The following is a 26058-nucleotide window of genomic DNA, read 5'->3' as shown; positions in this document are numbered from 1 at the left end:
GGATCTTTCCCATGCTTGCATAGAAGCCTTAACTTTGGATAATGCCCGTTTCCCGAACATTCTCACAAGCAGACAACTCTTTTATGAAAAACGACGTCATTTCACCGGAATTTGATGAAAACGGTCGCCCGCTGCGCCGTATTCGCAGCTTTGTCCGCCGTCAGGGCCGCCTGACAAAAGGTCAGCAACACGCGCTGGACAACTACTGGCCGGTGATGGGCGTTGAGTTCAGCGAGCAGCCTCTGGACTTTGCCGAGCTGTTTGGTCGCGACGCGCCCGTCACGCTGGAGATCGGCTTTGGGATGGGCGCCTCGCTGGTGGCCATGGCGAAGGCGCGTCCTGAGCAGAACTTCCTCGGTATTGAGGTGCACTCCCCGGGCGTGGGCGCCTGTCTCGCAACCGCCCATGAAGAGGGCGTTGAGAACCTGCGCGTCATGTGTCACGACGCGGTGGAAGTGCTGCATAAAATGATTCCTGACAATTCTTTAACCATGGTTCAGCTCTTTTTCCCTGACCCGTGGCACAAAGCACGTCATAATAAACGCCGTATCGTTCAGGCACCGTTTGCCGAGCTGGTAAAAAGCAAGCTCAAACTGGGCGGCGTCTTCCATATGGCGACCGACTGGGAACCTTATGCGGAACATATGCTGGAAGTGATGTCATCGCTGGATGGGTATAAAAACCAGTCTGCGAGCAGCGACTATGTACCGCGTCCGGACTCGCGTCCGGTAACGAAATTTGAACAGCGTGGCCATCGTCTTGGTCACGGTGTATGGGACTTAATGTTCGAGAGGGTGAAATAATGGCAAAGAATCGTAGCCGTCGTCTGCGTAAAAAGATGCACATCGAAGAATTCCAGGAAGTGGGCTTCTCCGTTGCGTGGCGTTTCCCGGAAGGCACCAGCGTTGAGCAGATCGATCAGGACGTGGATGCGTTCATCAACGAGGTGATCGAGCCAAACAAACTGGCCTTCGACGGTAGCGGCTATCTGGCCTGGGAAGGTCTGATCTGCACCCAGGAAGTGGGTAAATGCACCGAAGAACATCAGGTGCTGGTACGTAAATGGCTTGAGGACCACAAGCTGGAAGATGTTCGCGTCAGCGAACTTTTCGACGTTTGGTGGGACTAATAAAGCAGTAAGGGGCCAGCATTAGCTGGCCCATTTTGTCTGAGGGAGTGTTTAAGATGCGCAAAACGTTGCTGGCTGTTGCTTTGATGGCAACCGGATTCACCGCCCATGCGGATTATCAATGTAGCGTCACCCCGCGTGATGACGTGGTGTTAAGCCCGCAAACCGTGCAGGTCAAAGGCGAAAACGGCAATCTGGTGATTACGCCGGAAGGGAACGTCACCTTTAACGGCAAACAGTACACCCTGACTGCCGCACAGCGCGAGCAGGCGAAAGACTACCAGGCCGATTTGCGTACCGCGCTGCCGTGGATTAATGAAGGCGCGCTGACGCGCGTTGAGAAAAGCCGCGTCGCGCTGGATAAAATCATCACCAAAGAGGTGGGGGAGAGCAGCAACATGCGCACCCGCCTGACGAAGCTCGATAAGCAGCTTAAAGAGCAGATGAACCGCATTATCGAGACGCGCACCGACGGTCTGACGTTCCACTACAAGGCGATCGATCAGGTCCGTGCTGACGGGCAGCAGCTGGTGAATCAGGCCATGGGCGGCATCCTGCAGGACAGCATCAATGAGATGGGGGCGAAAGCCGTGCTGAAAGGCGGCGGTAACCCGCTGCAGGGCGTGCTGGGCAGCCTGGGCGGCTTGCAGACCTCGATTCAGAACGAGTGGAAGAACCAGGAAAATGATTTCCAGCAGTTCGGCAAAGACGTGTGTAAACGTGTGGTGTCGCTGGAAGACAGCCGGAAGGCGCTGGTGGGGACGCTTAAGTAAGATCTCTGCGCGCTGGGCCCCTCACCCCAGCCCTCTCCCCATGGGAGAGGGTGTAATCGTTCCCTCTCCCATGGGGAGAGGGTTAGGGTGAGGGCATCAGGCATTGCAGTCGTTGCAGAATAGCCATCAACACCACCTCCTCATTAGCCCTGAATTCATTATTCCAGAACCGTACGACTTCCCATCCGTTCGTATTCAAAAACGCGGTACGACGTGAATCATAGTCCTCTTCACCCTGATGTTGTCCTCCATCCAGCTCAACGATCAGTTTCGCCTTAAAGCAGGCAAAATCGACGATATAGGTTCCGATCGGCATCTGACGGCGAAACTTATACCCAAAGAAACGACGACCTCTGAGCAAATACCAGAGGCGTAATTCTTCGGGCGTCATTTGTTTGCGGAGTTGTTTTGATTTTTCCATCCCCACACTCTGCCAGCCTTTCCCTCAGCCGGCAGAACGGGATGCAAAATCCTGAATCAGCCTTCAGGAATCTTCGGTGAGGAACAGCTCAAGAAGGGAGTTTAAGAACAGTTTGCCGTGTTCGGTGATCTGCCAGTATTCCTCGCTCTCGGTGAGATACCCCTGCGCCAGCGCCTCGTCGATCTGCGGGCGGATCACCGACTCCGGTAGCCCGGTGTACAGCGCAAACTCCGCGCGCGGGGCGGCTTCCAGCAGGCGGAAGCGGTTCATAAAGAACTCAAACGGCTTATCCGCCGCTTCGACGTCGTGCTGACGCTCCAGGTAGCGGCCTTCCATATACCCGCGCGGGTGGCGGGTTTTAGCCGTGCGCAGAATACGTCCGTCCGGGAAGGTCACCTTGCCGTGCGCGCCGCAGCCAATCCCCAGATAGTCGCCGAAGCGCCAGTAGTTCAGGTTGTGCTGGCACTGGTAGCCCGGCTTCGCGTACGCAGACGTTTCGTACTGCTGATAGCCCGCAGCGGTCAGAAGCCTGTGACCCTGCTCGAAGATATCCCACAGCGCGTCGTCGTCCGGCAGCACCGGCGGGCGCGAGCCAAACAGGGTGTTAGGCTCGATGGTGAGCTGGTACCACGACAGATGCGGCGGGTTCAGTTCAATTGCCTGGCGCAGATCGTCCAGCGCCTCTTCCAGCGACTGATCCGGCAGGCCATGCATCAAATCGAGGTTAAAACTTCGAAGATTAAGCCCGGTCGCCAGGTTTGCCGCGCGCTTGGCCTCTTCCGGGCCGTGAATGCGCCCCAGACGTTTTAGCTTTGGTTCGCTAAAGCTCTGCACGCCGATGGAGATGCGGTTCACGCCCGCACGCTGATAGTCGACAAAACGGTCGGCTTCAACGGTGCCGGGGTTGGCTTCCATCGTAATTTCCGCATCCGCCGCCAGGTTCAGGCGCGCACGCACGCCGTCCAGCAGCGTCTGCATCGCCGGGCCTGACAGCAGGCTCGGCGTACCGCCACCAATGAAAATGGTCTTAACTTCACGTCCCTGTGCGTAAGGTACATCGGCGTCCAGATCGGCCAGCAGATGCGCAACGTAATCATCGTGCGGCACTTCGCCCTTCAGCGCGTGCGAGTTGAAATCGCAGTACGGGCATTTCTGCACGCACCACGGGATGTGAATATAAAGACTCAGAGGCGGCAAATTAGCCATTACGCAGTGCTTCCAGTAACAGTTTCAGCGCGCGTCCACGGTGGGATATCGCGCTTTTCTCTTCGCGGGTCAGTTCCGCGGCGGTTTTTCCCTCGGTCGGGACAAAGAAAATCGGGTCGTAGCCAAAGCCGCCGTTGCCAGCCGCTTCACGGGTAATCACGCCCGGCCAGCTGCCGTGGCAGACAATAGGCGTCGGGTCTTCCGCGTGGCGCATATAGACCAGTACGCAGTGGAACTGCGCGGTGCGCTGTTCGTCCGGTACGTCTTTCAGGGCGACAAGCAGCTTTTCCAGATTCTGCTGGTCGGTGGCGTCCACGCCGGAATAGCGTGCGGAGTAAATTCCCGGCGCGCCGCCGAGGAAATCCACGGCCAGACCGGAGTCGTCGGCAATCGCGGGCAGGCCGGTGACCTGCGCGGCATGGCGCGCTTTCAGGATCGCGTTTTCGATAAACGTCAGCCCCGTCTCTTCGGCGGACTCCACGCCCAGCTCGGTCTGAGCCACTACGTCCAGCCCAAAATCATTTAATAGCGAGGCCAGCTCGCGCACTTTACCGGCATTACCGGTCGCGAGAACAACTTTCTGCATGGTTTAGTCCTGTTCTGTCAGAGCCGCGACTTCCGTCGGAATAGATTGCGGATTAAGGATTTTTACCTGTTTATGTCGCCCAAGTTCACCTTTTTCAATGATGACCTGGCTTTTGGCGACGCGAAACTGTTTTGCCAGATATTTGGTCAGATGCGCGTTCGCCTGGCCGTCAACCGGCGGGGCGGTGATGGCGACCTTTAACTCGTCGCCATGCAGCCCGACAATACTGTCACGGCTGGCTTTCGGCTGAATATACAGCCGCAAAACCAGCCCGTCAGCGCAGGTGCTTACTGCACTCATAGCGCCATCCACAGCCCCGGCAGCAGCATGTCGCCCGTAGACTGAAGCAGCTCGGCGATCCCCATGTTGATCACATAGAGCAGCAGAACCAGAATCATCGGGGAGAAGTCGATGCCGCCCATAGACGGAAGCAGGTTGCGGATCGGACGCAGCAGCGGCTCGGCCAGCTGAATCAAGGCGTACTCTACAGGGCTACGGCCTTGGCTCACCCAGCTCATGATCGCCATAACCAACAGCACCCAGAAGATCAGCAGACCGACGGTTTTGATCAGAATCAGGACGGCGGCAATCCAGATAATCGGCTGGAAGGTGATGACCATAAACAGCACGATGGCTTTGATCACGCTCAGAATAAACGCCACCAGCAGCGAAGCGCTATCGATGGGCCCCATTGCCGGGATAATACGGCGCAGCGGTCCGACGACAGGTTGCGTAATTTTCACGACAAACTGGGAGAACGGATTGTAAAAGTCACAGCGGGCCCACTGCATCCAGACGCGTAGCAAAAGCGCCATCGTATACAGCTCAATGACCGTTGAGAGCAGGAAAGTCAACGTCTTCATGGCGTTCCTCAGGTTTCCTTATTATTTGGTGTAGTCGCGCGCACCGAAAACGGCTGTGCCGATGCGCACCATAGTGCTGCCTGCCGCGATGGCGGCTTCCATATCATCCGACATGCCCAGTGAAAGCGTGTCTACCGTTTCATAGCGCGCTTTAAGCGCCTCAAATGCTACAGCCATTTGCTGTGCCACGGCAAACTGCCTTTCATAACTTGACTCAGGCGCCGGAATTGCCATCAGCCCGCGCAGGGTTAAGCGAGGCAGGGCGGCCACCTCTGCGGCCAGCGCATCCAGCTCGCTCAGGGCGATGCCGGACTTGCTGTTTTCATCACTGATGTTGATCTGAATCAGCACGTTAAGCGCAGGCATCTCTGCCGGGCGCTGGTCGCTCAGGCGTGTGGCAATACGCAGACGGTCAACGGTATGGCACCAGTCGAAGTGCTCTGCCACCAGACGGCTCTTGTTCGACTGCAGTGGGCCAATAAAGTGCCACTGCAGATCAGAAGTACCCTGCTCCTGGAAGTAGCGAATTTTATCCACGCCTTCCTGCACGTAGTTTTCGCCAAACGCCCGCTGGCCTGCCGCAATGGCTTCTGCGATGGCGCTCGCAGGCTTTGTTTTGCTGACTGCAAGTAGCGTAATTTCTTCTGAAGCACGGCCGCAACGCGTTGCTGCGGCTGAGATTTTGTCCCGAACCTGTGCCAGGTTATGCGCAATGTCGTTCATTTTCCGAGGAGTAGTCTATGGATGTGGAAGAAATTGTGGCCCTTAGTGTAAAGCATAACGTCTCCGATCTACACCTGTGCAGTGATTCGCCACCCCGTTGGCGCAGATTAGGCCGCCTTGAACCGGCGCCGTTTCCGCCGCCTGATGTCGGGGCGTTGTTGAAAGCCTGGCTCAACGACGAGCAGCAGGGAACCTGGTGGGCAAACGGGCAGGTCGATTTTGCCGTGACGGTGGCGGAAGACCAGCGTCTGCGCGGGAGCGCGTTTAAGCAGATGAAGGGGATATCCGTCACTCTGCGGCTGTTGCCGCGCACCTGTCCGCAGCTTTCCTCGCTGGGTGTGCCGCGGGCCATTCCCGAACTCTTGTCCAGCGACAACGGGTTGGTTCTGGTAACGGGAGCGACCGGCAGCGGCAAATCCACCACGCTGGCCGCAATGGTCGATTTTCTCAACCGCCATACTGACGGCCACATCCTCACGCTCGAAGATCCGGTGGAGTTTATATACCAGAGTGAACGTTGCCTGATTCAGCAGCGGGAGATAGGCCAGCACAGTCCATCATTTGTGGAGGCGCTGCGCAGTGCATTACGCGAGGACCCGGACGTTATTTTACTGGGTGAGCTGCGCGACAGCGAAACAATCCGCCTGGCGCTGACGGCGGCGGAGACCGGGCATCTGGTGCTGGCGACGCTCCACACTCGCGGGGCATCGCAGGCAATTGAACGGCTGGTCGATACGTTCCCGGCGCAGGAGAAAGATCCGGTGCGTAACCAGCTGGCCGGCAGCCTGCGGGCGGTGCTGGCGCAAAAGCTGCTTCCCGATCTGCAGGGCGGGCGCGTCGCGTTGTATGAACTGCTGGTGAACACCGCAGCGGCGGCGAATCTTATTCGTGAAGGAAAAACGTGGCAGTTGCCCGGCATTATTCAAACCGGCCAGCAGGCAGGAATGCAGAACTTTGACCAGAGCCTGGCGGAGAGACGGGCACAGGGGCGGCTGTAGCCCCCTTCGTTTAAAAGCCCTGTTCGAAATAGCTTTCGAGGATGATGACGGCTGAAGCGGAGTCCACGCTGCCCTTGTTGAGCGCCCGGAAGCCGCCGTGCTCAAACAGGCCTGCACGCGCTTCGACGGTGCTGAGACGCTCGTCGTGAAGCTTCACGGAGACGCCAAAGCGGCCATGGATTTTATTGGCAAACTTACGCGCCCGGGCGGTCAGCGGCTGTTCCGTGCCGTCCATGTTCAGCGGCAGCCCAACGATAACGTCATCCGGCTGCCACTCTTTGAGCAGACGTTCGATAAGATTCCAGTCTGGCGTGCCGTCGTTGGCCTTCAGGGCCGTGAGCGGACGCGCGGTACCGGTGATGCGCTGACCCACGGCAACGCCAATGCTTTTGGTGCCAAAATCGAAGGCCAGAAGTGTTCCGCTCATCAGGCGTGCCCCGCTACGCCTGGCATGGTCAGAATATCAATGCCAATCAGCTTTGCCGCGTCACGCCAGCGATCGGCTATCGGGGTTTTAAACAGAATATTCATGTCCGCAGGTGCGGTAAGCCAGGCGTTATCGAGGATCTCTTGCTCAAGCTGGCCTTTTTCCCACGACGAATAGCCCAGCGCCACCAGCACCTCAGAAGGCTGCTCTGCGGTACCCAGCGTCTCAAGTACGTCGCGCGAGGTCGTGATCACGGTGTTGTCGGAGATGCGAATGCTGGACGAGAAAACCGGCGGGGTATGCAGAATAAAGCCGCGATCTTCTGCAAGAGGTCCACCCAGCATCACCGGTTTATCAAGCCGAATTTCCGGCAGGCGCTCTTCAGCCGAGATTTTCAGCTTGTCCAGAATCCCTTCAACCTGCAGGTTTTCCAGCGGCTTATTGATGATAATGCCCATTGCGCCGTCTTCATTGTATTCACAAATATAAACCACGGCGCGGCGAAAAATCGGATCCTGGAGAGCAGGCATGGCAATAAGAAAGTGATGCTGTAAATTCATTGTCAGAGGTACTGTTTCCTGGTTTAAAAAGCGACAGCGCCCAGTATGGGGATAAACCCGGGCGCTGTCACAGATTATTTCTGTAAACGTTTTTCGATCGCGTCCATCAGCATTCCGGTGATCGAGATCGGGAACTCCGCTTCGATTTCGCGAATGCAGGTTGGGCTGGTGACGTTCACTTCAGTCAGGCGATCGCCGATGATATCCAGGCCAACGAAGATCAGGCCTTTGGCTTTCAGCGTAGGGCCGACGCGGCGGGCAATTTCCCAGTCGCTTTCGGTCAGCGGACGGGGTTCACCACGACCACCGGCCGCCAGATTACCGCGGGTTTCGCCACCCTGCGGAATACGCGCGAGGCAGTAAGGCACCGGCTCGCCGTCTACAACCAGCACGCGTTTGTCGCCATCTTTAATGGCAGGCAGATAGTTCTGCGCCATGCAGTAACGGGTACCCAGTTCGGTCAGCGTTTCGGCAATCACGCCGATGTTCGGATCGCCTTCCTTCACGCGGAAGATAGATGCGCCGCCCATGCCGTCCAGCGGCTTCATGATGATGTCGCCGTGCTTCTGCCAGAATTCTTTCAGCTGCGCTTTGCTGCGGGTCACCAGCGTTTCCGGCGTCAGGTCAGAGAACCAGGCGGTGTAGAGCTTCTCGTTGCAGTCGCGCAGGCTCTGCGGCTTGTTGACGATAAGCGTCCCTTTCTCTTCGGCACGCTCAAGGATGTAGGTGGAGTAGATATATTCGGTATCGAACGGCGGATCTTTACGCATCAGGATCACGTTGAGGTCGGCCAGGGCAAAGTCCTGCTCGGTGCCAAACTCGTACCATTTGTCGTAGTCCTGCTCGACGTTAACGATGCGGGTGCGCGCGCGGGCTTCACCGTTGATCAGGTAAAGATCGTTCATCTCCATATAGTGGAGCTCATAGCCGCGACGCTGCGCTTCCAGCAGCATAGCGAAGCTGGAATCTTTTTTGATGTTAATGTTTGCGATGGGATCCATCACGATGCCGAGCTTTATCATGTTCTTCTCCGTTAATACTTCAACCCAGGTCGCCAAACCGCACCTGTAGCGCGGTGATGGCCGTGAGTGCCGTTGTCTCAGTGCGCAGAACGCGAGGTCCCAACAGAATATCAGTAAACTGGTAGCGCGCCGTCATCGCAATTTCGTCCGCCGACAGCCCACCTTCGGGGCCAATCAGCAGCCGAACGCGCTCGACGGGCAGCGGCAGCGTATTGATGCTGGCGCTGGCGCGCGGATGAAGATTGAGCTTCAGCCCGCTCTCTTCTTCTGCACACCAGTCCTCCAGATCCATTGCCGGGCGGATCTCCGGGATTCGGTTGCGGCCGCTCTGTTCGCAGGCCGCAATGGCAATTTTCTGCCACTGCTGGATCTTTTTATTCAGACGTTCAGCATCCAGTTTAACGCCACAGCGCTCGGAAAAAAGTGGCGTAATGAGGCTTACGCCCAGCTCAATGGATTTTTGAATGGTGAACTCCATCTTTTCCCCGCGCGACATCACCTGCCCAAGGTGGATGTGCAGCGGCGATTCACGGTCGTCCACTTCACCGCGCAAGACATTTACATGCACGCTTTTTTTATCCGCCCGCGTGATTTCCGCGTCGAAAACCTGATTAGAGCCATCGAACAGCTGTATTGCCTGGCCTGCCCCCATGCGCAGCACGCGGCCAACGTGGTTAACGGCGTCGTCAGACAGGGCGATTTCGCGGCCTGCGGTAATCAGTTCAGGGTGGTAAATGCGGGGAATGCGCATAGTCAAAAATTCCATATGTCATGCGATATAAGCGAATTGCCGTAGTGTAGGTTAGCTCTTTTGCGCCTGGCAAGCCCGCTGGACGTACGGGTTATGATTCCCCTGGACTCTGGCAATGCGTTCGTCGCGCTGGCATTCCCATTCCGTCACCGGATACTGCTTGTCCCAGGCGTTGAACAGCTGCGTCTGCTGGCGGGAAAGGTTGAGGTCATAACGGTCACGCATATAGAAGTAGGTGCGGGCGATGCTGCCGCGCGCGCGGGCAGGGGGCTCGGCGACTTTCTCTTTAAAATCCACCTTCATGCCGCACTGGCCGTACTGGCCTTCGCCGCCGTTCCACTGGCTGTACATAAAGTTACCGCGGTCGCCGTTCACTTCACCAACCGCAGGTTGCAGGTTATGCATATCGCTTTCCATCTGGCGATATACCGGATCTTTGGCACAGTTTTTACGTCCGCCGTCCTGCCAGCACTGTCGCTGGTGGCCAAACTGCCAGGCCGGAACGACATGCTCCCATTCGATGCGGCTGGCGCGGTTTTCGTTTTTACGCACCTTATAGCCGCATGACTCAAGGTCAACGACCCCTTTTTTGCCCTGCCAGTTAATTTTGCAGCCGCAGTAGAAATCGCCCGGCACATCGGCGTTCACCTTCACGCCTGCTGCCTTGGCCTGGGAAAAACTGTTGATACCGTCGGCCATTGCCTGGCCGGAAAGCGCCGTCGTCAGAAAAGCGACCGCGAGAGAGAAATTACGGGACATCTTACACTCCGTGTCAAAACGAGCCCGCAACGTAACGAATGTTGTTCCCGTATGCAATCAGTCAGATCAGGAAAGTTCCTGAAAGTTCAGGCGATTACTCCGCGACCAGCGGTTCGCCGCATTTGACGCAGCGGTAGGTCGCTTCACCGCGCACCACGCGATTATGGCGGCGGACGGTAAGCTGGTGCTGCTGGCACTGGCAGCGGTAGGGGAAGGTATTGCGGCGCACTGATTCCAGCTCGAACTGATGGGTGCGGCGCGCCGGAACCCCAAGCACCGCCTCCATCATCCACTTCCACTCTTTCCCGTGCGGCGCGACGCGTCCGAAGTGTTTCCACACCAGCAGATGCGCCAGCTCGTGCGGTACCACTTCCTCAATAAACGCCTGCTGGTTTTCCATCATCAGCACCGGGTTAAGGCGGATCTCGTATGATTCCAGCCAGGCGGTGCCTGCCGCGGTACCGCGCTGCTGATAGACCAGCTTCGGTTCAGGATAGTTGCGGCCGAGCTTCAGATTCGCCTGAGCGAGTTTTTCCCGCAGGCTGCGCATAACGGCTTGCTGAATGGCGATGGGGAGACGGGGAGCTTTCATAGGAGCAGAGCATAAAGCGGGAAGCGGGGAGGCGCAAGAGGCGCCTCCCGCAATGAGGATCAGTCGTGTGCGCCGATTTCGCGCAGCGGACGACCTTTCATCAGGTTACGTTCAATGTGTTCCAGTGAAACGTGCTTAGTTTCTGGAACCAGCCAGATAGTCAGAACAATAAAGAAGATATTCAAACCGGCGTAGACCCAGAAGGTGTTCGCATTGCCCAGGGTGTTGAGCATGGTCAGGAACGTCGCGCCGACGATCATATTGGCAATCCAGTTGGTCGCGGTAGAGCAGGTGATACCAAAGTCACGCCCTTTCAGCGGCTGGATCTCCGAGCACAGCACCCAAATCAGCGGGCCGGCGCTCATCGCAAACCCGACGATAAACATCAGCAGCATCCCTACCGCGAAGTACTGGGCGGTTGGAGAGTGAATGCCCACATGCATCATGGTGCCCAGCACGCCCATGCCGATCGCCATGACCAGGAAGCCCAGCGTCAGAGTAGGCTTACGCCCCCAGCGATCCACCAGGCCGATGGCGATAAAGGTCGCCAGCACGTTGGTCAGGCCGACAATAACGGTGCCCCACATCTGCTCGGTGGTGTTGGTGTAGCCCGCCAGCTCAAAGATTTTTGGCGCGTAGTACATGATGACGTTCATCCCGGTGAACTGCTGCATCACCTGCAGCAGCACGCCGAGGAACACCGCACGGCGGAAGTTGCTGTTCTCTTTAAACAGCGCCCAGCCGGACTGTTTTACCTTCAGGCTTTCGCGGATCTCTTCCAGCTCGTTTTTCGCTTCAGCGCTGGTATCGCGCAGGCGAAGCAGCACGCGTTCGGCATCGACGAAGCGGCGTTTGGCGGCAAACCAGCGCGGGCTGTCCGGCAGGAAGAAGACGCCAATCAGCAGCAGAATGGCCGGAATGATGATCACGCCGAGCATCCAGCGCCATGCGCCGCTGTAGCTGAACGCGGTATCGGACAGGTAAGCACCAAGAATACCGATGGTGATCATCAGCTGGTACATGGAAATCATGCTGCCGCGGATTTTCTCCGGCGCAATTTCAGAGAGGTAGAGCGGGGCGGTGTATGACGCTACGCCCACGGCCAGGCCCAGCAGCACACGGGAAAGGATAAGCACTTCAACGTTAGGGGCGGCTGCAGAGAAGAGGGAACCGGCGACGAAGAGGATCGCACCGATCATGAGGCTCTTTTTACGTCCGAGCTTGAAGGAGAGCCAGCCGCTGCCGACGGCCCCAACGGCCGCACCGAACATCATGGAGCTGACCACCCATTCCTGGGTATGCGCGTTAATCTGGAATTCGTCTGCGATGAAGGGAAGAGCGCCGGCAATGACGCCGATATCCAGGCCAAAGAGTAATCCTGCTAGGGCGGCGAGGAAGCAGACGAAGAATGTCATCGCCTTGTTGGACGTACGCCCCTGTTTTTTATTGTCAGGCATTATGCCCTCCAGTTGGGTTATCAGTTTTATTGATGTTTAGGGTAGGTGAGCGACCCATAAAAAGATGTGAGATTAATCACATTGGTGTAATCGGTTACACTAACCTGTAACCGTAAATAAAATTAAAGCTTTGAAAATATAGAGGTAAATGAGGTGATATGCATCGCGAAAGAATACATTTCAGACTTAACTGAAAGGAAATGTAACAGCAGAAGAAAGGCGATCATGCAAAGAGAATATTCTGAAAGCAGAATATATTCGGTGCGGTGTAATCGGTTCCAGTCGCGCGGCTTTTGGCCGGCACCCGATATAAAAAAGGCCAGCACAAAGGCTGGCCTGTCTAAAGCGCGCGTCAGTCGATTATTTCAGACCGGCAGCTTCACGCAGCAGAGCGGCTTTGTCGGTTTTTTCCCATGGGAAATGTTCACGACCAAAGTGACCGTACGCCGCGGTTTCCTGGTAGATTGGATGCAGCAGATCCAGCATCTGAATCAGGCCGTATGGACGCAGGTCGAAGAACTCGCGCACCAGCAGGGTCAGCTGTTCTGAAGGCACTTTCTCGGTACCGAAAGTTTCAACCATGATGGAGGTTGGCTCAGCCACGCCGATGGCGTAGGAAACCTGGATCTCACAGCGGTCGGCCAGGCCGGCAGCAACGATGTTTTTCGCCACATAACGTGCTGCGTACGCCGCAGAACGGTCAACTTTAGACGGGTCTTTACCGGAGAACGCACCACCGCCGTGACGGGCCATGCCGCCGTAGGTATCAACGATGATTTTACGACCGGTCAGGCCGCAGTCGCCCATTGGGCCGCCGATAACGAAGCGTCCGGTTGGGTTGATGAAGAATTTGGTCGCGGAGCTCAGCCATTCGGTCGGCAGAACCGGCTTGATGATCTCTTCCATCACTGCTTCCTGCAGGGATTTCTGATCGATATCTTCGGCATGCTGAGTAGACAGTACCACCGCATCGATGCCGACAATTTTGCCGTCGTCGTACTGGAAGGTTACCTGGCTTTTCGCATCCGGTCGCAGCCACGGCAGGGTGCCGTTTTTACGCACTTCAGCCTGACGCTGCACCAGACGGTGTGCGTAGGTCACAGGTGCCGGCATCAGCACGTCGGTTTCGTTGGTTGCATAACCGAACATCAGGCCCTGGTCGCCCGCGCCCTGTTCCAGCGGATCGGCACGGTCAACGCCCTGGTTGATGTCTGGAGACTGTTTGCCAATGGCGCTCAGTACCGCGCAGGAGTTGGCATCAAAGCCCATATCAGAATGCACATAGCCGATCTCACGCACCGTGTTACGGGTGATCTCTTCGATATCAACCCATGCGCTGGTGGTGATCTCACCGCCAACCAGAACCATGCCGGTTTTGACATAGGTTTCGCACGCTACGCGCGCTTTAGGATCCTGCGCCAGGATCGCATCCAGCACCGCATCGGAGATTTGGTCAGCAATTTTATCAGGATGTCCTTCTGATACGGACTCGGACGTAAACAGGTGTTTTGCCATGTTTTATTTCACCTAAGAGGAATTTGGTTAGCTCAAGCTGCTGTGTGGAATAGCCAAAGGAGATAATTCTACCAAGGCCTGCAGGTTTTTGACACTGGCAGTATGAGTGTTAATCAGTATAGATGGATTAACATCTGGATGGCTATTTTAGGTCACTTCTTCGCCCGATTTCCAGTTTTTTTTGATTCATCTCTCACTGCGTTGAAATGTCTGCTGGAAATTTTTCCTGACGGCGCTGGCAACCCGCGCATTTTTGTTTTGCTTTTTAGCCCCCTTCTCGGTATAAAACGCGGCGCGCGGCTCATACAAAAAAAGCGCTCGATGACCTCATCGTGTCGCCACTTCCAGCCGGGTTAAGCAGTGAACTTTTAGCTTTGGCTTGGGGTCCGTTTCAGCAGAGGCGGCCGTGGAGGTGATACGAGATAATGAACCATCGTTTTCCGCTAATTCAGCGCTGCCGTTCTGGCGCGCAATTGATTCCCGCAACCCGCATTTCTAGTCTGCAAACCTGCCGATGTTATACCCATCTCGGCGCTTCTCAGGATTCCAGGGCCGGTCACGCTTTGTGAAAACTGAACAAGGGCGCTCTTGTTAATACAAGAGTTTTCTCGTGGTTTCGCCGAACCTTGTCATACAGAGTTCGGATACGTGTTTTACAATGATATGAATAAGAAACCGGTCGCACGGTCTGGTTTTCAGCATACTCTGCTGGGAAACGGAGCCGTTTATGGGTTGTTATCGCCGTACAACGCTGCGATAGTAGTCAACTGTTTTACACTTAATACAAAGAGTTGAGGTTCGCTATGTCTGACGACATGTCTTCTTTTTCGCCTTCGTCAGCGGGCGAACAGGGTGTACTACGTTCTATGCAGGAGGTTGCGATGAGCTCCCAGGAAGCCAGCAAGATGCTGCGCACTTACAATATTGCCTGGTGGGGCAATAACTACTACGACGTCAATGAACTGGGCCACATCAGCGTCTGCCCTGATCCGGACGTCCCTGAAGCGCGCGTGGACCTCGCCAAACTGGTGAAAGCCCGCGAAGCACAGGGCCAGCGTTTGCCTGCACTGTTCTGCTTCCCGCAGATCCTGCAACATCGCCTGCGTTCCATTAACGCCGCGTTCAAGCGCGCGCGTGAATCCTACGGCTATAAAGGCGACTACTTCCTGGTGTATCCGATCAAGGTAAACCAGCACCGTCGCGTGATTGAATCCCTGATCCACTCCGGCGAACCGCTGGGGCTGGAAGCCGGCTCCAAAGCGGAACTGATGGCTGTGCTGGCGCATGCGGGCATGACCCGTTCGGTGATCGTCTGTAACGGCTATAAAGACCGTGAATACATTCGTCTGGCGCTGATTGGCGAGAAGATGGGCCATAAGGTCTATCTGGTTATCGAAAAGATGACCGAAATTGCCATCGTGCTGGAAGAGGCCGAACGTCTGAACGTCATCCCGCGCCTTGGCGTGCGTGCGCGTCTGGCGTCGCAGGGTTCCGGTAAATGGCAGTCCTCCGGCGGTGAAAAATCCAAGTTCGGCCTGGCGGCGAACCAGGTGCTGCAGCTGGTGGAAATTCTGCGCGAGCGCGGTCGTCTGGACAGCATTCAACTGCTGCACTTCCACCTCGGCTCGCAGATGGCCAATATTCGCGACATCGCCACCGGCGTGCGCGAATCGGCCCGTTTCTACGTTGAGCTGCACAAGCTTGGCGTAAATATTCAGTGCTTCGACGTGGGCGGCGGCCTGGGCGTGGATTACGAAGGGACCCGCTCGCAGTCTGACTGCTCGGTGAACTACGGCCTGAACGAATATGCCAACAACATCATCTGGGCGATTGGCGATGCCTGTGAAGAGCACGGCCTGCCGCACCCGACGGTGATCACCGAATCTGGCCGCGCGGTCACCGCCCACCATACGGTGCTGGTCTCTAACATCATTGGCGTTGAGCGCAGCGAAATCACCGAAGCGACGCCTCCGCAGGATGATGCCCCTCGTTCCCTGCAAAGCATGTGGGAAACCTGGCAGGAGATGCATGAGCCGGGCACGCGCCGTTCCCTGCGCGAATGGCTGCATGACAGCCAGATGGATCTGCATGATATTCACGTGGGTTATTCTTCAGGCACCTTCAGCCTGCAGGAGCGCGCGTGGGCGGAGCAACTCTACCTGAACATGTGCCATGAGGTGCAGAAACAGCTCGATCCGAGCAACCGCGCGCACCGTCCGATTATCGACGAGCTGCAGGAGCGTATGGCGGATAAGATTTACGTCAACTTCTCCCTGTTCCAGTCGATGCCGGATGCCTGGGGTATCGACCAGCTGTTCCCGGTTCTGCCGCTGGAAGGGCTGAACCACGCGCCGGAACGTCGTGCCGTGCTGCTGGACATCACCTGTGACTCCGACGGCGCTATCGACCACTACGTTGACGGCGACGGTATCGCAACGACGATGCCAATGCCGGAGTACGACCCGGAGAACCCGCCGATGCTGGGCTTCTTTATGGTCGGGGCGTATCAGGAGATCCTCGGCAACATGCACAACCTGTTCGGCGATACCGAAGCGGTTGACGTGTTTGTATTCCCTGACGGCAGCGTGGAAGTTGAGCTGTCCGACGAAGGGGATACCGTGGCGGACATGCTTGAATACGTTCAGCTGGATCCGAAAACCCTGCTTACCCAGTTCCGCGATCAGGTGAAAAACACTGGTCTGGACGACGCGCTCCAGCAGCAGTTCCTGGAAGAGTTTGAAGCGGGTCTTTACGGGTACACGTATTTGGAAGACGAGTAAGGCATCCGCCTTTCCCCTCACCCCAGCCCTCTCCCCAAAGGGGAGAGGGTGTTCAATTTCCCTCTCCCCTTTGGGGAGAGGGTTAGGGTGAGGGGCAAAGACCGCACTATGCCCTATACTCACTTGAACCCGTATGCATTACCGGCGATAATTCGTCCCAATAAGCGATTTACGAATCAATCCCTTCCTCGTCGGGTTTAACGACGCGGAGGGGATTTTTTTTCATCTGTTTTTAACGCATCGACTTTAAACGAGGTCAGGACATGAGCACTTTAGGTCATCAGTACGATAACTCTCTGGTATCTAACGCGTTTGGTTTTTTACGTCTTCCGATGAACTTCCAGCCGTACGACAGTGACGCTGACTGGGTAATCACCGGCGTACCGTTCGATATGGCGACCTCTGGCCGCGCGGGTGGTCGTCACGGCCCGGCGGCGATCCGTCAGGTTTCCACTAACCTGGCCTGGGAGCACAACCGCTTCCCGTGGAACTTCGACATGCGCGAGCGCCTGAACGTCGTGGACTGCGGTGACCTGGTGTACGCCTTCGGCGACGCGCGTGAGATGAGCGAAAAGCTGCAGGCCCATGCTGAAAAACTGCTGGCCGCCGGTAAGCGCATGCTGTCCTTTGGCGGTGACCACTTCGTGACCCTGCCGCTGCTGCGCGCCCACGCGAAGCACTTCGGTAAAATGGCGCTGGTGCATTTTGATGCGCATACCGACACCTACGCGAACGGCTGCGAGTTCGACCACGGCACCATGTTCTTCACCGCGCCGAACGAAGGTCTGATCGACCCAAACCACTCGGTGCAGATCGGCATCCGCACCGAGTTTGACAAAGACAACGGCTTCACCGTGCTGGACGCGGGCCAGGTTAACGATCGCGGCGTGGACGATATTCTGGCGCAGGTGAAGCAGATCGTCGGCGACATGCCTGTTTACCTGACTTTCGATATCGACTGTCTGGATCCGGCGTTTGCACCTGGCACCGGTACGCCGGTCATCGGCGGCCTGACGTCAGACCGCGCGATCAAGCTGGTGCGCGGCCTGAAGGATCTGAACATCGTCGGTATGGACGTGGTGGAAGTGGCACCGGCCTACGACCAGTCCGAGATCACCGCGCTGGCCGCGGCGACCCTGGCGCTGGAAATGCTTTACATCCAGGCGGCGAAAAAAGGCGAATAAGCCTTACGCGCTCACTGCTGCTGCGCGACGCATGCGCAGCAGCAGCATTCCTCCTGCGAGCAGGGTAATGACCTGCGAGACGACCAGCACCGAAAAACCAGAACTGACCGACCCCACCGATTTCATCACCATCCCCATCAGCAGCGGAATAAACGCCGCGAAGATATTGCCTATCCCATTGATAATGCCGTACGTACTGCCCACGGCGTCCCGCGCGGCGTGATGTTGGATCACCGCAGGAATGGCGGCCCCCTGAAGTCCCCAGAAGACATTGGCGGACAGCATAAACAGCGCCAGCCATGCGGGCTGATGGCTTAGCATCAGTGCCACCACGGAGAGCGCCGTCAGCGTTCCGCCCACCACAAACAGCACCGGTGCCTTTTCCGGGCGCATTTTGTCGAGCAGCACGCCGCCCAGAAACTTAGAGCCCAGGCTCAGCAGGAAGGGGATCGCCGCAAGCATGCCGGTGGCATGCAGCGAGAAGTGATGCTCGTCACGCAGCCATGCGGGCAGCCACGCGCTGCTTCCCCACAGATAGCTCAGCGTGGCGATTTCAACCAGCAGGATCCAGCCCAGCAGTGGCGTTTGCCAGGCCAGGGTAAACGTCTTCATAAACCCCGGTTTTTTCATCTTCCCCGGACTGCGTGGCGCAGGCAGAAAGCGCCAGATAAGCCCGCCACCCAGCACCAGATTCATCACCGCGAGCGCATAAAATGACCCGGCCCAGCCCAGATGCGCGATCAGCCAGGTGACCAGCGGAAAGCCCACGGCCAGCCCGAGCGAGACGCCCAGCGCGGTCACGGCGTTGGGTTTGCCAATCTCTTCCGCGCCAAAGTTATCGCTAATAAAACGCGTCTTCAGCGAAAAGAGCGGTCCTTCGGCAATGCCCAAAATCACGCGGGCGATAAGCATCCCCATCAGCGAGCCGAGCAGGGGAGAGAACGCACAGACCGCGGCCCAAATCACAATACTGCCTAATAACCCCTGCCGATAATGAAGTTTGCTTTCAATAACCGGTGTTAATAATAAAGCCGAAAAACCATAACCCAGCAGAAAGCAGGTCATGAGCATGCCTTGTAACATTCTGTTTTCATTTAGCTGAAAATGTTCGGCAAATTCCGGGTTTAAAATCATTACCGAAATATTAACCCGGTCGACGTAGGAAATAATAATCAGTAATAACAGTGCAATTGTACCTTGCCATCTTGCCGTCATCATGCCCGCCTTACGTTTTCATTTATTTATATTTTTATCAAAGTGATTGTCACGGAACTAAAATGATTCACTGGTGAAACTTATTGTTTATTAAGGGTAAATTAAAATTTAGTTTCACAGGTGAAACAACAAGGATGTGACGCTGCTTTATTTTTAAGGAACAAAAAGAAAAGAAGTCAATATCTTTTATTGAAATGTTGAGGGCATTAATAAATCGTATTTATCACGCCGCAATAATGAAAATTTCATATCGCTGCATTTTTTCGTGATCCTTTGCACACTTAGTTAATTAATTGCTGTTTGATTAACAAATTCTTCACATTGGCGCTTGACGAAACATTCATCGCTTTTATATTGACCGTATTAAATAAGAAACAGAGTTTCATATATGAAACAAAAGCCTGGAGGATCGTGATGAGCTGGATAGGCGTATGTGACGCAGAACAAGTACAGGAAGATTTCCCTTTTAGCGGTAGCGTCGACGGTAAAGAGATCGGCGTTTATTTGATTGACGGCGAGTATTACGCGCTGGAAGACGTATGTCCGCACGCTTATGCCCTCCTGAGCCAGGGCTTCGTGGAAGACGGCAAAGTGGAATGCCCGCTGCACGAGGCGGTCTTCGACGTTAAAACCGGCCAGTGCCTGCACGGCCCCGGCGGTCGCAACCTTAACCGCTACCCGGTTCGGGTCTATGAAAACCAAATCCAGATTACCTTCGTCGAGGAGACCGTGGCATGAGCAACACCCTGAACTACAACCCGGCGCTGCCGGAAAGCCGCCAGTTTACCCCGCCTGCAGAAGGCGGTAACGGCGCCATTCATAAGCCAGGCGATTACCAGAATCTCATCTGGCAAACCCGCAGCCGCGAACCGGAAAACTGGGAGGTGAACCTCATTGCGACGCTGGAAGAGCTCTTTGAGCAGGGTGTTGAAACCTTACCGGAGCTGGTGAACGGCCTGAACGCGGTGCGCATGCACGATCAGCAGGGCGAGCCGTGGAGCAACGCCAGCTTCCAGGCATTCTTACAGGTTAACGGCTACTGAGGACAACGCGATGACGACGACCGTACAACATTATCTTGATAAAGGCCTGCGCGGCCTCTGGTATCCGGTGCTGTCGAGCTGGGAAGTGCAGTCCGCGCCGGTGGGGATTACCCGCCTGGGCGAGCAGATTGTGGTCTGGCGTAACAAGGATGGCCAGGTCCAGGCGCTGGAAGACCGCTGTCCGCACCGCGGCGCGCGCCTGTCCATGGGCTGGAACCTCGGCGACCGTATCGCCTGCTGGTATCACGGCGTGGAAGTGGCGGGCAACGGCGAGGTGAAAGACGTGCCCGCCGTGGATAAATGTCCGCTGGTCGGTCAGCAGTGCGTGCGCAGCTATAACGTGCAGGAGGCGCACGGCGCCATCTTCCTGTGGTTTGGCGTCACCGCTGACCAGCAGCCGGACGAGCTGACCTTCCCGGATGAACTTGCCGATACGGAAAGCTTCAGCAACTTCCTCTGCACCGCCGCGTGGAAATGCAACTACCAGTACGCGCTGGAAAACGTGATGGACCCGATGCACGGCACCTATCTGCATTCGTCGTCGCACTCTATGGCTGAAGGGGATCGCAAGGCTGACATGGTGCTCCAGCCGACCAAAACCGGCTTCATTTTTGAGAAGAAAGGGCAGAGCGGCGTCAACTTCGACTGGGTAGAGCTGGGCAACAGCGGCACCTGCTGGATGCGCCTCTCTATTCCTTATAAGAAGCGCTTCGGACCGGGCGGCCACTTCTTTATCGTCGGCATGGTGGTGCCGGAGGATAACGACAACTGCCGCGTCTTCTTCTGGCGCATCCGCCGCGTGCAGGGCTGGCAGCGCGACATGTGGCGCTTCATGTACCGCAACCGTCTGGAAAAGCTGCACTGGGAAGTGCTGGAGCAGGACCGCGTGGTGCTGGAAAGCCTGGCGCCAAACGCCCGCGACCATGAGTACCTTTATCAGCACGACGTTGGGCTCTCTCGCCTGCGCCGCATGATGCAGAAGGCCGCCAAAGAGCAGCTGGCGATGCGCGAAGCGCAGCAGGGAGCCGCCTGATGAACGGACTGCTGGGGGGAAAGCGCATCGTCGTGACCGGCGCCGCGCGCGGGCTGGGCTACCACTTTGCCAGAGCCTGCGCGGAGCAGGGCGCGTCGGTGGTGATGTGCGACATCCTCAAAGGCGAACTGGCCGAGAGCGCGCAAACGCTCCGCGAACAGGGCTATGCGATCGAGCCGCACGTCATCGATCTGGCCGATCCGCATTCCATTGAGCAGGCGTTCAGCGCCATTGGCGAGCAGGGGCAGTTTGACGGCCTGGTGAACAACGCGGCAATGGCGACGGGCGTGGGCGGCAAAAATATGCTCGATTACGATCCGGACCTGTGGGACCGCGTGATGAGCGTGAACGTCAAAGGTACCTGGCTGGTGACGCGCGCCGCCGTGCCGCTGCTTCGCGAAGGGGCGGCAATTGTGAATGTGGCGTCCGATACCGCGCTGTGGGGCGCCCCGCGCCTGATGGCCTACGTCGCCAGTAAGGGGGCGGTGATTGCCATGACCCGCTCGATGGCGCGCGAGCTGGGCGAAAAGCGCATTCGTATCAACGCTATCGCGCCGGGGCTGACCCGCGTCGAGGCAACCGAATATGTGCCCGTCGAGCGGCATCAGCTCTACGAAAACGGACGTGCACTCGCGGGCGCGCAGCAGCCGGAAGATGTGACCGGCAGCGTGGTCTGGCTGTTAAGCGATCTGTCGCGGTTTGTCACCGGGCAGCTGATCCCGGTCAACGGCGGCTTTGTCTTTAACTGAGGTATGGCGATGATGGCAAATGATCGGGAAGTGAAGTATCTGGTGCCGGGGCTGGAGCGCGGCCTGCAGCTGCTGTTGGCCTTCGGCGAGCAGCATCGCGAACTGACCTTTGCCGAACTGCACCGGCTGGTGGATATGCCGAAGGCCACCGCCTACCGGGTAGTGCAGACCCTGGAGTACATGGGTTTTCTGGAGCGCAACGCGCGCACCAATACCTTTTCGCTCGGCATGAACGTGCTGCGCCTGGGCTTTGAGTACATCGCTTCGCTGGACGTGGCGCAGGTCGGCCAGCCGGTGATCGAGCAGCTGCGCGACGTCAGCCAGTGCAGCAGCCATCTGGCGATCCGCGACGGGCGCGACATTATCTATATCGCCCGCGTCAGCGCCGCCGGGTCACGCATCAATCAGGTCAGCATTGGCACCCGTCTGCCGGTGCACTGCACCTCGCTCGGGCGCATGCTGCTGACCGATGTATCCCGTGCCGATTTTGAACAGTTGTTCCCGCACGAGCGTCTGCCGGGCAACACGCCGGGGCAGCTTCACGACCGCGAAGCTCTCTGGCAGATGGTGCAGCAGGATAAAGCCCGTGGGTACGTGATCGGTGAATCCTTCTTCCGCCACGGCATCTCCTCCATCGTCTACCCGGTGTATGACCGAAGCGGACGCGTGGCGGCGGTGGTCAGCATTCTGGTGCCGTCGGAGGAGATCCCGCAGACCGACCGCGAACGCCTGCAAAACGAGGTTCGCCTCGCGGCGGATAGAATTTCTGGCTTCTTAGGGTATCTGTCACAGGCCAGTTAAATCAGTGAGTTAACGCCAGGCGCTTGACTGCGTCGGGCATGGTTTACGCCCAATTTGGGCCAGATGAGGCAACGAACGATGAGTGTAACTGGAATTGAAAAGCTGGAATTTGGCGTGGAGGACCTGACGCACTGCGCCAAATTTATGCGTGATTTTGGCCTGACGGGCGATGCCAGCGGCCAGCGTTTTACTACCCTGAGCGGCGCGCGCGTGGAGCTTAACCCGATCGACAGCCCAGACCTGCCGCCGGCGTTTGAAGCAGGCAACACCCTGCGCCGCATGACCTGGGCGGTTGCCGCGCAGTCAGATCTTGACGCGCTGCGCCCGAAGCTGGCGCAGCAGCCCGGCTTTCGCGAGGTGGGCGACGCGCTGGAGTGCCTCGACCCGAACGGTATGACCCTGCGCGTGCAGGTCAGCCAGCAGACCGAGGTGGAGCTGAACGTCGAGCCGATTAACCAGTGGGGCGACGTCCGCCGCATCGACACCCCGAGCCCGGTTTACGATCGCGCCCAGCCCATCAACGTTGGGCACGTGGTGTTCTTCGTGGAAGAGCTGGCGGCGGTGGAAAAATTCTACCGCGAGGTGCTCGGCTTCCAGGTCTCTGACCGCTACATCAACCGGGCCGTGTTCCTGCGCTGCGGCGCGCGCGGCGGCCATCACAACCTGTTTCTGCTGCAGCTGCCGAACCGCAGGCGCGGTCTCAACCACGTGGCCTTCACGGTACGTGATATTCATGAGGTGATCGGCGGCGGGATTGCGATGAATAAACACGACTGGAGCACCTTTATCGGGCCGGGCCGCCATCCGGTGTCGTCGGCCTATTTCTGGTACGTCAACAGCCCGACCGGCGGCGCGTTTGAGTATTACACCAACGACGACTACCTGACCGAAAACTGGCAGCCGCGCGAGCTGGAGCACTCGCTCGTCTCCTTTACCGAATGGGCGGTGGAAGGCGGGATTGACCACGACACGCGCCGCCAGCAGAAAAAGCCGGAGGCGGTATGACGTCGCGCATTGTCATTATTGGCGGCGGCCAGGCGGGCGGCTGGGCGGCGAAAACCCTGCGCGACGAGGGCTTCGACGGCGAGATTTGCGTGGTGGCAGAAGAGGAATGGGATTTCTATGAACGGCCGCCGCTGTCGAAGGCGTCCCTGCTGGAGCCGGACGCGGCGCTCCCGCGCCTGTTTACCGACGAGGTGCAGCAGGCGCTGAACCTGACCTGGTTCCGCCCGCTGCGTGCGGAGCAGATCGACCGAGCGGCGAAAACGGTGCGGTTAAGCAACGGCGAGTATCTTAGTTACAACATTCTCTTGATTGCCACCGGAGGGCGGGCGCGCCTGCCGGGTGAGGCGTGGGCTTCCCATCCGCAGGTCTACACCCTGCGCCACTGGCAGGACGCGCGGCGCCTGAAGGGTCGGCTGGCGGAAAGTCAAACTCTGGCGATTGTCGGCGGCGGCTGGATTGGGCTGGAGATTGCCGCCTCCGCGCGCAAAAGCGGCGTGGCGGTCACCCTGTTCGAACAGCAGCCTGCGCTTTGCATGCGCTCGGTGAGCGGTGAGGTGTCGCAGCGCCTGGAAGCTCTCCATCGCGGGCAGGGTGTCGAGATACGTACCGGCTGCGGCGCGCTGGAGCTGGAGGACGATAGCGGCCTGCCGGTTATCCACTGCGATGGCCAGCGCGAAACCTTTGACGCGCTGGTGGTGGGGATCGGCGTCGATCTTAATCTGGAGCTGGCGCGCGATGCGGGGCTGCGCACCGAACGAGGGATCGTCGTCGATGCCCAGGGGCGAACGTCGGATCCGTTCATCTTTGCCGCAGGCGATGTGGCCCAGCATCATCACTACGGCCTGTGCATCCAGTCCTGGGCCTTTGCACAGAATCAGGCGGTGGCGACGGCAAAAGCGATCCTCAACCCCGATGCGCCAGGCTACGACGACGCGCCGTGGCTGTGGTCGGATCAATACCAGCACAACATCCAGATCCTCGGCATACCGCAGCCGGGAAGCACAACGATAGCGCGCGAAGAGTCGCTGTTCTTCTCGCTGGACGAGAGCGGGCGGCTGACGCAGCTGGTGGCGTTTAACGATGCGCGCACCGTCAAGCTGGCGAAGCGCTGGATGGCGGCAGGGCGGGATCTGTCCGACGTGCCGCTCGCCGACCCGACTTTTTCACTGATGTCACTGCGATAACCCGCACCCGTAGGGGGAGACATGACCACATTAGAGACCAACACCGCGCCCGTTGAGGCGAGCGGTGAGGGAGCCCGCACGCCTGAAAAAGCGGTGCGCTGGGCTATCCCGCTGTCGCTGCTGGCCTGCGTGCTGCTGGCGTTTTTCGACAAAATCAGCATCGCGGCGCTGTTTTCCGACGGCCATTTCCAGCAGGCGATGGGGATCGATTTCGACACCACGCGCCTCGGCATTCTGATGAGCGCCTTTCTGCTGAGCTACGGCTTTTCGTCGGTCTTTCTCAGCGGGCTGGGGGACAAAATCGCCCCGCTGCGCCTGCTCACCGGAATGATGGTTGTCTGGTGCGTGCTGATGGTGGCGATGGGCTTTACCCGTAACTACACGCTGATGATCGTCCTGCGCATCCTGCTGGGCGTGGCGGAAGGGCCGCTGTTCCCGCTGGCCTTCGCCATCGTGCGGCACAACTTTCCGCAGCATCTGCAGGCGCGCGCCACCATGCTGTGGCTGCTGGGCACGCCGGTGGGCGCGGCAATCGGTTTCCCGCTCTCCCTCTGGCTGCTGAACGCCTTCGGCTGGCAGAGCACGTTCTTCGTGATGGCGATGCTCACCGTGCCGGTGCTGATTTTCGTGCGCGTAGGTCTGCGCGGGATCCGTCTGGAAGCAAAACCTGGCACCTCGCAGACGTCGCAGGACGAGCGCCGCGCCGCGCGCCGCGAGCTGTTTGTCAGCCCGCACTTCTGGATCATCTGCATCTTTAACATTGCCTTCCTGACCTACCTTTGGGGCATCAACGGCTGGCTGCCGGGCTATCTCATCAAGGGCAAAGGCATTCATCTGGAGCACGCGGGCTGGCTGTCGTCGATGCCGTTTATCGCCATGCTGGCGGGAGAGGTGATTGGCGCGTGGCTTTCGGATCGGGTCGATAAGCGTGCGGCGGCCTGCTTTATCTCCATGGCGGGGGCCGCGGCAGGTCTTGCGGCGGTGATGCACCTCAACACCCCGCTGACCGTTATCGCGGCCATGAGCTTCAGCACCTTCATGTGGGGCACCGGCGCACCCAACATTTTCGCCCTGCTGGCGAAGGCTACCCATCCCCGGGTGAGCGCTACGGCGGGCGGCATTTTCAACGGGCTGGGAAACTTTGCGGGCGCGCTGTCGCCGGCGGTGATGGGCGCGCTTATCGCCTTCACCCACAGCATGGATTCCGGGCTGATTTTTCTGGCGGTGATGGCGGCGGTGGGCTGCGTCCTGTTACTGCCGCTGCTGAGACGTTACTGAGGAG

33 protein-coding genes are annotated in these 26058 nt (G+C 57.8%); 16 read left to right on the top strand and 17 right to left on the bottom strand.

What is annotated here, in order from left to right; translation table 11 throughout:
• The first annotated feature begins 83 nt into the window (after positions 1-83).
• The 3 genes from trmB to HBM95_19165 are packed head-to-tail and all read left to right on the top strand — an operon-like array spanning position 84 to position 1902.
• Positions 84-803: a tRNA (guanosine(46)-N7)-methyltransferase TrmB gene (trmB, locus tag HBM95_19175; GenBank protein ID NIH45030.1), complete on the top strand. Its 720-nt coding sequence runs from the start codon at positions 84-86 to the stop codon at positions 801-803.
• Positions 803-1129 (top strand): DUF469 domain-containing protein, encoded by a 327-nt coding sequence (locus HBM95_19170; protein NIH45029.1) that lies wholly within the window; start codon positions 803-805, stop codon positions 1127-1129. Before trmB ends, HBM95_19170 begins: the two co-directional genes overlap by 1 nt.
• A 56-nt stretch (positions 1130-1185) precedes the next feature.
• Complete coding sequence (locus HBM95_19165; GenBank protein ID NIH45028.1) at positions 1186-1902, top strand: DUF2884 domain-containing protein; 717 nt, start codon at positions 1186-1188, stop codon at positions 1900-1902.
• 82 nt (positions 1903-1984) lie between these two features.
• Here the strand turns inward: HBM95_19165 and HBM95_19160 are convergent, their stop codons facing one another.
• The 6 genes from HBM95_19160 to HBM95_19135 form a co-directional block, all read right to left on the bottom strand.
• The gene (locus HBM95_19160) at positions 1985-2323 is read right to left on the bottom strand and encodes an endonuclease domain-containing protein (protein NIH45027.1); all 339 of its coding nucleotides are present in this window, start codon (positions 2321-2323) and stop codon (positions 1985-1987) included.
• A 63-nt stretch (positions 2324-2386) separates the two neighbouring features.
• Entirely contained in the window at positions 2387-3529 is a 1143-nt protein-coding gene (gene hemW / locus HBM95_19155) for a radical SAM family heme chaperone HemW (GenBank protein NIH45026.1), read from the bottom strand.
• Complete coding sequence (locus HBM95_19150; protein NIH45025.1) at positions 3522-4115, bottom strand: XTP/dITP diphosphatase; 594 nt, start codon at positions 4113-4115, stop codon at positions 3522-3524. Before HBM95_19150 ends, hemW begins: the two co-directional genes overlap by 8 nt.
• A 3-nt stretch (positions 4116-4118) precedes the next feature.
• Positions 4119-4415 carry a YggU family protein gene (locus HBM95_19145; protein ID NIH45024.1) on the bottom strand — a complete coding sequence of 99 codons (297 nt, stop codon included), beginning with the start codon at positions 4413-4415 and terminating at the stop codon, positions 4119-4121.
• On the bottom strand, positions 4412-4978 hold the full coding sequence (locus tag HBM95_19140) for a YggT family protein (protein NIH45023.1): 567 nt from the start codon (positions 4976-4978) through the stop codon (positions 4412-4414). The genes HBM95_19145 and HBM95_19140 overlap by 4 nt, the downstream gene beginning before the upstream one ends.
• A 21-nt stretch (positions 4979-4999) precedes the next feature.
• A complete protein-coding gene (locus tag HBM95_19135) occupies positions 5000-5701 on the bottom strand; it encodes a YggS family pyridoxal phosphate-dependent enzyme (protein NIH45022.1) in 702 nt (233 codons plus the stop codon).
• A gap of 17 nt (positions 5702-5718) precedes the next feature.
• On the opposite strand from HBM95_19135, the gene HBM95_19130 reads away from it, so the two are divergent.
• Positions 5719-6699: a type IV pilus twitching motility protein PilT gene (locus tag HBM95_19130; GenBank protein ID NIH45021.1), complete on the top strand. Its 981-nt coding sequence runs from the start codon at positions 5719-5721 to the stop codon at positions 6697-6699.
• Positions 6700-6709: 10 nt separating this feature from the next.
• Here the strand turns inward: HBM95_19130 and ruvX are convergent, their stop codons facing one another.
• From ruvX to metK, 8 genes are all read right to left on the bottom strand, one after another.
• Positions 6710-7126, bottom strand: coding sequence for a Holliday junction resolvase RuvX (ruvX, locus tag HBM95_19125; GenBank protein ID NIH45020.1), 417 nt, complete (start codon positions 7124-7126; stop codon positions 6710-6712).
• The gene (locus HBM95_19120) at positions 7126-7686 is read right to left on the bottom strand and encodes a YqgE/AlgH family protein (GenBank protein ID NIH45019.1); all 561 of its coding nucleotides are present in this window, start codon (positions 7684-7686) and stop codon (positions 7126-7128) included. Before HBM95_19120 ends, ruvX begins: the two co-directional genes overlap by 1 nt.
• Before the next feature lie 74 nt (positions 7687-7760).
• On the bottom strand, positions 7761-8708 hold the full coding sequence (gene gshB, locus HBM95_19115) for a glutathione synthase (protein ID NIH45018.1): 948 nt from the start codon (positions 8706-8708) through the stop codon (positions 7761-7763).
• Between the two features lie 19 nt (positions 8709-8727).
• Positions 8728-9459 carry a 16S rRNA (uracil(1498)-N(3))-methyltransferase gene (gene rsmE / locus HBM95_19110; protein NIH45017.1) on the bottom strand — a complete coding sequence of 244 codons (732 nt, stop codon included), beginning with the start codon at positions 9457-9459 and terminating at the stop codon, positions 8728-8730.
• Between the two features lie 51 nt (positions 9460-9510).
• Positions 9511-10218, bottom strand: coding sequence for a deoxyribonuclease I (gene endA, locus HBM95_19105; GenBank protein ID NIH45016.1), 708 nt, complete (start codon positions 10216-10218; stop codon positions 9511-9513).
• A 94-nt stretch (positions 10219-10312) separates the two neighbouring features.
• A complete protein-coding gene (locus tag HBM95_19100) occupies positions 10313-10810 on the bottom strand; it encodes a SprT family zinc-dependent metalloprotease (protein NIH45015.1) in 498 nt (165 codons plus the stop codon).
• A 59-nt stretch (positions 10811-10869) separates the two neighbouring features.
• Positions 10870-12267, bottom strand: coding sequence for a galactose/proton symporter (gene galP, locus HBM95_19095; GenBank protein ID NIH45014.1), 1398 nt, complete (start codon positions 12265-12267; stop codon positions 10870-10872).
• A gap of 360 nt (positions 12268-12627) precedes the next feature.
• On the bottom strand, positions 12628-13782 hold the full coding sequence (metK, locus tag HBM95_19090; GenBank protein ID NIH45013.1) for a methionine adenosyltransferase: 1155 nt from the start codon (positions 13780-13782) through the stop codon (positions 12628-12630).
• Between the two features lie 138 nt (positions 13783-13920).
• On the opposite strand from metK, the gene HBM95_19085 reads away from it, so the two are divergent.
• On the top strand, positions 13921-14139 hold the full coding sequence (locus HBM95_19085; GenBank protein NIH45012.1) for a hypothetical protein: 219 nt from the start codon (positions 13921-13923) through the stop codon (positions 14137-14139).
• An 11-nt stretch (positions 14140-14150) separates the two neighbouring features.
• Here the strand turns inward: HBM95_19085 and HBM95_19080 are convergent, their stop codons facing one another.
• Positions 14151-14216, bottom strand: coding sequence for a hypothetical protein (locus HBM95_19080; GenBank protein NIH45011.1), 66 nt, complete (start codon positions 14214-14216; stop codon positions 14151-14153).
• 9 nt (positions 14217-14225) lie between these two features.
• A complete protein-coding gene (locus HBM95_19075; GenBank protein NIH45010.1) occupies positions 14226-14342 on the bottom strand; it encodes a hypothetical protein in 117 nt (38 codons plus the stop codon).
• Between the two features lie 103 nt (positions 14343-14445).
• Here HBM95_19075 and yqgB point away from each other — a divergent pair, with 103 nt between their 5' ends.
• From yqgB to speB, 3 genes are all read left to right on the top strand, one after another.
• A complete protein-coding gene (gene yqgB, locus HBM95_19070; protein ID NIH45009.1) occupies positions 14446-14577 on the top strand; it encodes an acid stress response protein YqgB in 132 nt (43 codons plus the stop codon).
• Between the two features lie 8 nt (positions 14578-14585).
• Entirely contained in the window at positions 14586-16562 is a 1977-nt protein-coding gene (gene speA, locus HBM95_19065; GenBank protein ID NIH45008.1) for a biosynthetic arginine decarboxylase, read from the top strand.
• A 263-nt stretch (positions 16563-16825) separates the two neighbouring features.
• Positions 16826-17746: an agmatinase gene (gene speB / locus HBM95_19060; GenBank protein NIH45007.1), complete on the top strand. Its 921-nt coding sequence runs from the start codon at positions 16826-16828 to the stop codon at positions 17744-17746.
• 3 nt (positions 17747-17749) lie between these two features.
• On the opposite strand, the gene HBM95_19055 is transcribed toward speB, so the two are convergent.
• Positions 17750-18961: an MFS transporter gene (locus HBM95_19055; GenBank protein NIH45006.1), complete on the bottom strand. Its 1212-nt coding sequence runs from the start codon at positions 18959-18961 to the stop codon at positions 17750-17752.
• 414 nt (positions 18962-19375) lie between these two features.
• Between HBM95_19055 and HBM95_19050 the strand changes: the two genes are divergently transcribed.
• The 8 genes from HBM95_19050 (at position 19376) to HBM95_19015 (ending at position 26054) form a co-directional block, all read left to right on the top strand.
• Positions 19376-19699, top strand: a complete 324-nt coding sequence (locus HBM95_19050; GenBank protein NIH45005.1) for a non-heme iron oxygenase ferredoxin subunit — start codon at positions 19376-19378, stop codon at positions 19697-19699.
• Positions 19696-20004, top strand: coding sequence for a hypothetical protein (locus HBM95_19045; protein NIH45004.1), 309 nt, complete (start codon positions 19696-19698; stop codon positions 20002-20004). Before HBM95_19050 ends, HBM95_19045 begins: the two co-directional genes overlap by 4 nt.
• Before the next feature lie 10 nt (positions 20005-20014).
• Complete coding sequence (locus HBM95_19040) at positions 20015-21037, top strand: aromatic ring-hydroxylating dioxygenase subunit alpha (protein NIH45003.1); 1023 nt, start codon at positions 20015-20017, stop codon at positions 21035-21037.
• On the top strand, positions 21037-21786 hold the full coding sequence (locus HBM95_19035) for an SDR family oxidoreductase (GenBank protein ID NIH45002.1): 750 nt from the start codon (positions 21037-21039) through the stop codon (positions 21784-21786). Before HBM95_19040 ends, HBM95_19035 begins: the two co-directional genes overlap by 1 nt.
• 12 nt (positions 21787-21798) lie before the next feature.
• Positions 21799-22587 carry an IclR family transcriptional regulator gene (locus HBM95_19030; protein ID NIH45001.1) on the top strand — a complete coding sequence of 263 codons (789 nt, stop codon included), beginning with the start codon at positions 21799-21801 and terminating at the stop codon, positions 22585-22587.
• Positions 22588-22665: 78 nt separating this feature from the next.
• The gene (locus HBM95_19025) at positions 22666-23592 is read left to right on the top strand and encodes a glyoxalase (GenBank protein ID NIH45000.1); all 927 of its coding nucleotides are present in this window, start codon (positions 22666-22668) and stop codon (positions 23590-23592) included.
• Positions 23589-24776, top strand: coding sequence for an FAD-dependent oxidoreductase (locus HBM95_19020; protein ID NIH44999.1), 1188 nt, complete (start codon positions 23589-23591; stop codon positions 24774-24776). Before HBM95_19025 ends, HBM95_19020 begins: the two co-directional genes overlap by 4 nt.
• A 21-nt stretch (positions 24777-24797) precedes the next feature.
• A complete protein-coding gene (locus HBM95_19015; protein ID NIH44998.1) occupies positions 24798-26054 on the top strand; it encodes an MFS transporter in 1257 nt (418 codons plus the stop codon).
• The last annotated feature ends 4 nt before the right edge of the window (positions 26055-26058 follow it).

The sequence above is a fragment of the Enterobacter asburiae genome, assembly GCA_011754535.1.
GTDB classification, from domain to species: Bacteria; Pseudomonadota; Gammaproteobacteria; order Enterobacterales; family Enterobacteriaceae; genus Enterobacter; species Enterobacter cloacae_N.
Note: the sequence above shows the minus strand (reverse complement) of the source record. Positions and strands in the feature narration are given on the sequence as shown.